General features: G+C 74.7%; 5 protein-coding genes. 3 read left to right on the forward strand and 2 right to left on the reverse strand.

What is annotated here, in order from left to right:
* The first annotated feature begins 250 nt into the window (after positions 1 to 250).
* Complete coding sequence (locus tag UXQ13_RS23335) at positions 251 to 2,032, forward strand: SigE family RNA polymerase sigma factor (RefSeq protein WP_225235515.1); 1,782 nt, start codon at positions 251 to 253, stop codon at positions 2,030 to 2,032.
* 4 nt (positions 2,033 to 2,036) lie between these two features.
* On the opposite strand, the gene UXQ13_RS23765 is transcribed toward UXQ13_RS23335, so the two are convergent.
* Together UXQ13_RS23765 and UXQ13_RS23365 are read right to left on the reverse strand one after the other, a co-directional pair.
* Complete coding sequence (locus UXQ13_RS23765; protein ID WP_455428465.1) at positions 2,037 to 3,473, reverse strand: cold-shock protein; 1,437 nt, start codon at positions 3,471 to 3,473, stop codon at positions 2,037 to 2,039.
* Between the two features lie 70 nt (positions 3,474 to 3,543).
* On the reverse strand, positions 3,544 to 4,608 hold the full coding sequence (locus UXQ13_RS23365; protein ID WP_225235514.1) for a lysylphosphatidylglycerol synthase transmembrane domain-containing protein: 1,065 nt from the start codon (positions 4,606 to 4,608) through the stop codon (positions 3,544 to 3,546).
* 124 nt (positions 4,609 to 4,732) lie between these two features.
* Between UXQ13_RS23365 and UXQ13_RS23370 the strand changes: the two genes are divergently transcribed.
* Both UXQ13_RS23370 and UXQ13_RS23375 read left to right on the forward strand, forming a co-directional pair.
* Positions 4,733 to 5,176, forward strand: coding sequence for a nitroreductase/quinone reductase family protein (locus tag UXQ13_RS23370; protein ID WP_225235513.1), 444 nt, complete (start codon positions 4,733 to 4,735; stop codon positions 5,174 to 5,176).
* A gap of 48 nt (positions 5,177 to 5,224) precedes the next feature.
* Positions 5,225 to 6,910, forward strand: a complete 1,686-nt coding sequence (locus UXQ13_RS23375) for a ribonuclease J (protein WP_225235512.1) — start codon at positions 5,225 to 5,227, stop codon at positions 6,908 to 6,910.
* Positions 6,911 to 6,964: the final 54 nt, after the last annotated feature.

Below are 6,964 nucleotides of genomic sequence, written 5' to 3' on the forward strand. Positions count from 1 at the left end.
ACGCCGACGGCACCCTGCACGTGACCACGCCCGGCGGCACGACCCGGACCACCCGACCACCCGCGATGGGTAAGGTCCTCGACCTGCTGGACGCACCGCCACCGCCGCACGATCCCGAGGCCGACCCAGCACCGTTCTAGACGTCGCCGGCACACGCCTGCCCCTGGACCACCGGGACCCGTCCGACCCGATCCCGGCCCCAGGACCCACAGACCTCGCCCGCTACCCGCCGGTGCAGTTCACTGGAGCCGTGGCGGCTCGCGACGACCTGGTCCGGGCGCACTGGCGGGAGCTGCTGCCGACGGCCTACCTCCTGACCGGGGACCAGGCGGCGGCCCGGCAGCTCGTCGTCCGCACCCTCGCCCGGCGGCGCCCGCCGATCGCCGATCGGCGAACCGCCCTCGACGCCCTCGTCCGCGCCCACCGCAGCCGATGGCGGCTCACCGGCCGGGCAAGCATCCAGGGCACGCCTGCCGTCCCCTGGTGGAGCTCGCCGGAAGCCGCCGCTGCCGCCCACCAGCTCGCCGACGCCCTCGACGACCTCGGCCGCGACGACCGCACCGCCGTCGTGCTGCGGTGGTTCGAGGACCTCGCTCCCGAACAGATCACCGCCCTCGTCCCTGGCGCCGACCCCGAGGCCGCGGCCGGTCGGCTGCCGGTCGACCCCAACGTGCTGCCCCGCCGCCTCGACGACCTCGCCGGCCTCTGCGACGCGGGCACCCTGGACGACGACACCGTCACCGCCGCAGTCCGCGGCACCCGGACCCGGCACACCTGCCAGGCCCTCCTCGCCGTCACCGCCGTGGCCGGGCTGGTCGCGGGTGGCGCATGGCTGCCGGACACGGCGCCCGACCCAGCGGCGACGGCGACGGCGACCGCCACCCCGTCCAGGACGACGACGGCAGCCGAGCTGCGCGGGATCTTCGCCCTCCCACCCCGTGGGGCGCTCGCCGACGACGAGGACCTGCTCGCCCAGCTGCGGCGGCGACTCGACGCCGAGGGCGCGACCGGCGCGGACTACCGGGTCCTCTACGCCGACGACGTCGAGGGCATCCGCGCGGTCCTGATGATGCACCCGGGCGCCGGGCAGATGGACCTCGCGTGGCTGACCGGGCCGGCCGGCACCGCGGCAGCCCGGCTGGACGTGCACACCGTCGGCTTCTCGACCCCGTTCGGCTCGGCCGGCATGGCTGTCTCGCTGCCCGACCCGGCCGCCGGCACGACCCGCCTCGTGGTCCTCACCGAGGACGGCGACACCGTGCGGGTCTCGGCCGGGGTCGACGTCGACCCGGCCACGGGCGCCGCAGGACGGACCTACGTCGACGTCCCCTCCCGGGGAGGGGTCGCCGCCACCACCCTCGACCGCACCAGCGACGCCGGCATCCGGCTCCAGGTCGGGCGACCGGGCGACCTCACCGAGGACATCTGGCCCGTCTCGAGCACCCCCGTCCACCTCGACGTCGGGACCGGCGGCACCGGCCCGCCCAGCCGGTCCGGCGCCCCGACCGCCGCCGCCGGGGCCTACGCATCGGCGCTGTCCACCGTCGTCGCCGCGACCGGGTGGGCCGAGGAGGACCTCGAGGTCACCGTCCTGGGCGCCGGCACCCTGCCCGCCGCGGCCGGCGGCACGCTGGACGTCGTCAGCTTGGCCGTCGTCCTCCCCGGCGGCGCCGTCGTCACCACCACCGGCACCGCAGCCCAGACGACCGCGGAGGACGGCAGCACGGTCCTGTCCTTCGGCGGCGGCTGCGGGAGCACCGGCTACCCGGCCGGGACCGACATCGTCGACCTGGTCGTGGCGGCCACCTGCGTGGACGTCGGCGACGCCTACACCCGCACCGTGGTGGTCGCCGCACCACCGGGGGTCCGCGTCGTGCTGGGCTTCCCGAGCAGCGACGAGACCCTCGTGCCCGAGCTCGTCGACGGGTTCGGCTGGACCACCTTCCTCACCCGCGAGGACCCCGGGACGGCGACGGCCGGCACCGCCACCTTCCCGGTGGCCGGTGCCGGCCGCGACGTGCTGCAGCAGTGACTGCCTAGATCGGCTCCACCGCGTCGGCCTGGGGGCCGCGCTCGGCGGGGGTGGCGGTGAACTGCACCCGCTGGCCCTCCTCGAGGTCCCGGTAGCCGCCGCGGTCGGCGATCGCCGAGAAGTGCACGAACACGTCGGCGCTGCCGTCGTCGGGTGCGATGAAGCCGAACCCCTTCTCCGCGTGGAACCACTTCACGGTGCCCTCCTGACCGCCCTCGATGGGGGTCGGCACCGCCCGCGCGGCGCTGCGCGAGCGCTCCCGCGGGGTCGACCGGGAGGGGTCCCGGCGTGCCTCGCGGCGGGCCGGGTCGCGCCGCGGCGGCGGGCCGGCGGAGTCCAGCGGACGGACGACGTCGGCCTGCGGACCGCGGTCACCCTGGCTGGCCGCGAACTCGACGCGCTGGCCCTCCTCGAGGTCGCCGTAGCCGCCGTCGTCCTCGATCACGGAGAAGTGCACGAACACGTCGCGCGACCCGTCGTCGGGCTCGACGAACCCGAAGCCCTTGTCGGCGTTGAAGAACCGGACGGTGCCCTGGGCCAGCCCGGAGCCGCCGCCGTACCCGCCGGCGTTGCCGCGCGGGCCGCCACCGCCGGTGGAGCCCAGCGGCTGCACGTGGGTGGCCTGCAGCCCGCGGTCGCCCTGCGCGGCCTCGAACTCCACGCGCTGGCCCTCGTCGAGGGAGCGGTAGCCGCCGTCGTCGGCGATCGCGGAGAAGTGCACGAAGACGTCGTCCCCGCCGTCGTCGGGCTGCAGGAAGCCGAAGCCCTTCTCGGCGTTGAAGAAGCGCACGGTGGCCTGGGGCAGGCCCGAGCCGGCCGCGCCGCCGCCGTCGTACCCGCCGTCGTCGTACCCGGCGTCGTGGCCGCCGCCGCCACCGGCGAGGGGCTCGACGTGGGTTGCCTGCAGCCCGCGGTCACCCTGCGCCGCCTCGAACAGCACGCGCTGGCCCTCCTCGAGGGAGCGGTAGCCACCGTCGTCGGCGATCGCGGAGAAGTGCACGAAGACGTCGTCGCCGCCGTCGTCCGGGGTGATGAAGCCGAACCCCTTCTCGGAGTTGAAGAACTGCACCGTGCCCTCGGCGCCGCCACCGGCGGACGCCCGGGGCGCCTCGCGGCGCGGGGCCTCCCGGCGGGGCGCCTCGCGGCGGGGCGCGCGCTCCTCGCGACGGTCATCACGCCGGTCGTCGCGGCGGGGCTCGCGGGACTGCGAGCGGTCGACCTGCACCGGCGGGCCGCCCAGCGGGCTCACCCGGTCGGCCTGCAGGCCGCGCTGGCCCGGGCTCGCCTCGTACTCGACCCGCGCGCCCTCGTCCAGGCTGCGGAACCCACCGGACTCCTCGATGGCCGAGAAGTGCACGAAGACGTCCTCACCGCCGTCGTCGGGTCCGATGAAACCGAACCCCTTCTCGGCGTTGAACCACTTCACGAACCCCTGCGGCATGCCCTGCTCCTGCACTCGACTGCTCTGCGAAACCTGCGTCTGTCCGTGCCCAGCGTCCCACCCGACGCGATCACCCCTCCGCAGGGTGCACCGGTCGCGGCGCCAGCACCAGGCACAGCGCGCCCACCGCCGCCAGCAACCACAGGCTGACCAACCGGTAGACGACCACGACCGGCACCGCCTGGGCGGCCGGCATGCCCGCGGCGACCAGCGCGGAGGCCAGCGCCGCCTCGACCACACCGATGCCGCCGGGGGTCAGCCGGGTCGAGGACACCAGCGCCCCGGCCGCCCAGGCCAGCACGACGCCCTGCCAGGGCAGCCCCGACCCGACCGCGAGCGCGGCGAGGCCGAGGGTGACCGCGTCCAGCACCCAGTTGGCCAGGGCCAGCAGGCCGGCGGCCGACGCGTTGCGCACCCCGGGGCGGATGGCCCCCAGCGAGGTCAGCGCGTCCTCGACGGCCGGGCCCACCACGGCCGGGCGCAGCACCTTGAACCACCGCGAGAGCGGGGCCAGCACGGCCATCAGCAGCTTGACCACCAGGTGCTTGGCCTCGGGGCTGCGGGTGACGGCGAGCAAGGTGAGGACCGGGACGACGGCGGCGACCGACGCCACCGAGGCCACCACCGCGCCGGCCGTGCTCCCGGTGGCCGCCGAGCTCACCGCCACGACGGCGGCCAGCGCGACCGTCGAGCACACCCCGGAGACGGCGAGGGTCCAGCTGACCAGCACGGCGCTGTTGCCCAGGTCGCGCATCCGGCGGAAGGCGTAGGCCACGCTGGCCGCCGACCCCGCGAGCGGCAGGCCGACGGCGATCGCGTTGCCGCCGTAGACCGTCGCGGTCAGGCTGCCCTGCGGGGCCACCCCGCCGCCCGAGCGCAGCAGCAGCTGCTGCTGCCAGACCAGGCACTGCATCGACAGCAGCTGGACGGCGGCCGCGGCGAACGCCCACCGCAGGTCGGTGCCCGCGAGCGTCTCGAACCAGCCGACGACGGACCGCCAGAAGACGACGAGGACCACCACGGTGCCCACCGCGAGGACCCCGCCCAGCACGGGTCGCCACCACCGGGCCACCGGGCCGCGCACGACCTCGGTGACCGGGCCACCCGGTGTCTCCGGGTCGGGACCGCTGCTCATCGTGGGGAACGGTAGCGACCCCGGGTGTCCGGTGGTGTCCCCGCTGCCCCGCACGGGTGAGACCGCCCAGGCGGCCGGCACGGACGGTCGGGCGTCCGTCGGACCGCCGGGCAGACTGCTCGTCGTGGCCGTCGACGGGGAGTACGCGCCGAGCCCGGTGCCGTGGGTGGCCGACGAGGTCGCCCACATCGAGGACACCGGGACGGCGTTCGGCGGGCGGGCGGTGGTGCTGCTCACCCACCGCGGACGGCGCACGGGTCTGGTGCGCAAGACCCCGCTGATGCGGGTGGAGATGCGCGGGGTCTACGCGGCGGTCGCCTCGACCCGCGGCGGGCCGGCGCACCCGCACTGGTACGCCAACGTGCTGGCCTCCCCCGACGTCGAGCTGCGCGACGGCGACCTGCGGCTGGACCTGCGGGCCCGCGAGGTCAGCGGTGCCGAGCGGTCGGCCTGGTGGTCGCTGGCCTGCGGCACGTTCCCCTCGTACGTGGAGTACCAGCGGCGCACCCGACGACGCATCCCGGTGGTGCTGCTCGAGCCCCGCGTGTCGTCACCGTCCGCCTCCTGACCCGAGCCGCAGCCGGTCCTGTCGGTGGGGCCCCGTAGCGTGGCACCCATGAGCCGCACGCACCCCGAGCTGAAGACCCCGCCGCCCCTCTCGGAGGGGGGCCTGCGGATCGTCGCGCTGGGCGGGCTCGGCGAGATCGGCCGCAACATGACGGTCTTCGAGTACGCCGGCAAGCTGCTCGTCGTCGACTGCGGCGTGCTGTTCCCCGAGGAGCACCAGCCCGGCGTCGACGTCATCCTCCCCGACTTCACCTCCATCCGGGACCGGCTGGACGACATCGAGGCGATCGTGCTCACGCACGGCCACGAGGACCACATCGGCGGCGTGCCCTACCTGCTGCGCGAGCGCCGCGACATCCCGCTGGTCGGGTCCAAGCTCACGCTGGCCTTCATCTCGGCCAAGCTCGAGGAGCACAAGATCAAGCCGGTGCTCCGGCAGGTCGCCGAGGGCGAGCGGCTGCCGCTGGGCCCCTTCGACACCGAGTTCCTCGCGGTCAACCACTCGATCCCCGACGCGCTGGCCGTGGCCATCCGCACCCCGGCCGGGTTGGTCCTGCACACCGGTGACTTCAAGATGGACCAGTTCCCGCTGGACCAGCGGATCACCGACCTGCGCGGGTTCGCCCGGCTCGGCGAGGAGGGGGTCGACCTCTTCCTCACCGACTCCACCAACGCGGAGGTCCCCGGCTTCACCCTCAGCGAGGGCGACCTCGTCCCCGCCATCGACACCGTGTTCCGCACCGCGCCCAAGCGGGTCATCGTGTCCAGCTTCGCCAGCCACGTGCACCGCATCCAGCAGGTGCTCAACGCCGCGCACGCCCACGGCCGCAAGGTGGCCTTCGTCGGCCGCTCGATGGTCCGCAACATGGGGATCGCCCGCGAGCTGGGCTACCTCGACGTGCCGCAGGGCCTGGTCGTCGACCTCAAGCAGATGGACAAGCTGCCCGCCGACCAGGTGTGCGTCATCTGCACCGGGTCGCAGGGCGAGCCGATGGCCGCGCTGTCCCGGATGGCCAACCGCGACCACGTCATCCGCATCTCCGAGGGCGACACCGTCCTGATGGCCAGCTCGCTCATCCCGGGCAACGAGAACGCGATCTACCGGATCATCAACGAGCTCACCCGCTGGGGCGCCAACGTGGTGCACAAGGGCAACGCCAAGGTGCACGTCTCCGGCCACGCCAGCGCCGGCGAGCTCGTCTACTGCTACAACATCGTCAAGCCGCGCAACGTCATGCCGGTGCACGGCGAGTGGCGCCACCTCAAGGCCAACGGCGAGCTGGCGATCAAGACCGGTGTGCACCCCCGCGGGGTCGTGCTGGCCGAGGACGGCAACGTCGTCGACCTGGTCGGCGGCAAGGTCCGGATCACCGGCAAGGTCAGCGCCGGCAACGTCTACGTCGACGGCGCGACGGTCGGCGGGGCCACCGAGGCCTCGCTGAAGGACCGGCGCAACCTGGCCGAGGAGGGCGTCATCACGGTGGTCGCCATCGTCGACGCCGACACCGGCCTGCTGGCCGAGGCGCCGGACTTCCTGGCCCGCGGCTTCGTGCACGACGAGGGCACCTTCGACACCGTGGTGCCGCTGATCGAGAAGGCGCTGGCGAAGGCGGCCGAGGAGGGCGTCGGCGGGGCGCTGCAGCTCGAGCAGCTCATCACCCGCGCGGTGGCCACCTGGGCGCACCGCAACGGCCGCCGCAGCCCGATGATCATCCCGGTCGTCATCGACGCCTAGATGTTGCGGTGCATGAGGTTGTTGACAGCGGGGCGGTAGGGGCCGGGACGTAGG

The sequence above is a fragment of the Klenkia terrae genome (genome assembly GCF_037083865.1).
GTDB lineage: Bacteria > Actinomycetota > Actinomycetes > Mycobacteriales > Geodermatophilaceae > Klenkia > Klenkia terrae.

What these genes read in the sequence shown, in the direction of transcription:
- UXQ13_RS23375 (WP_225235512.1), top strand. Translation starts at nt 5,225, where the DNA reads ATGAGCCGCACGCACCCCGAGCTGAAGACCCCGCCGCCCCTCTCGGAG.
- UXQ13_RS23365 (WP_225235514.1), bottom strand. Translation starts at nt 4,608, where the DNA reads ATGAGCAGCGGTCCCGACCCGGAGACACCGGGTGGCCCGGTCACCGAG.
- UXQ13_RS23765 (WP_455428465.1), bottom strand. Translation starts at nt 3,473, where the DNA reads ATGCCGCAGGGGTTCGTGAAGTGGTTCAACGCCGAGAAGGGGTTCGGT.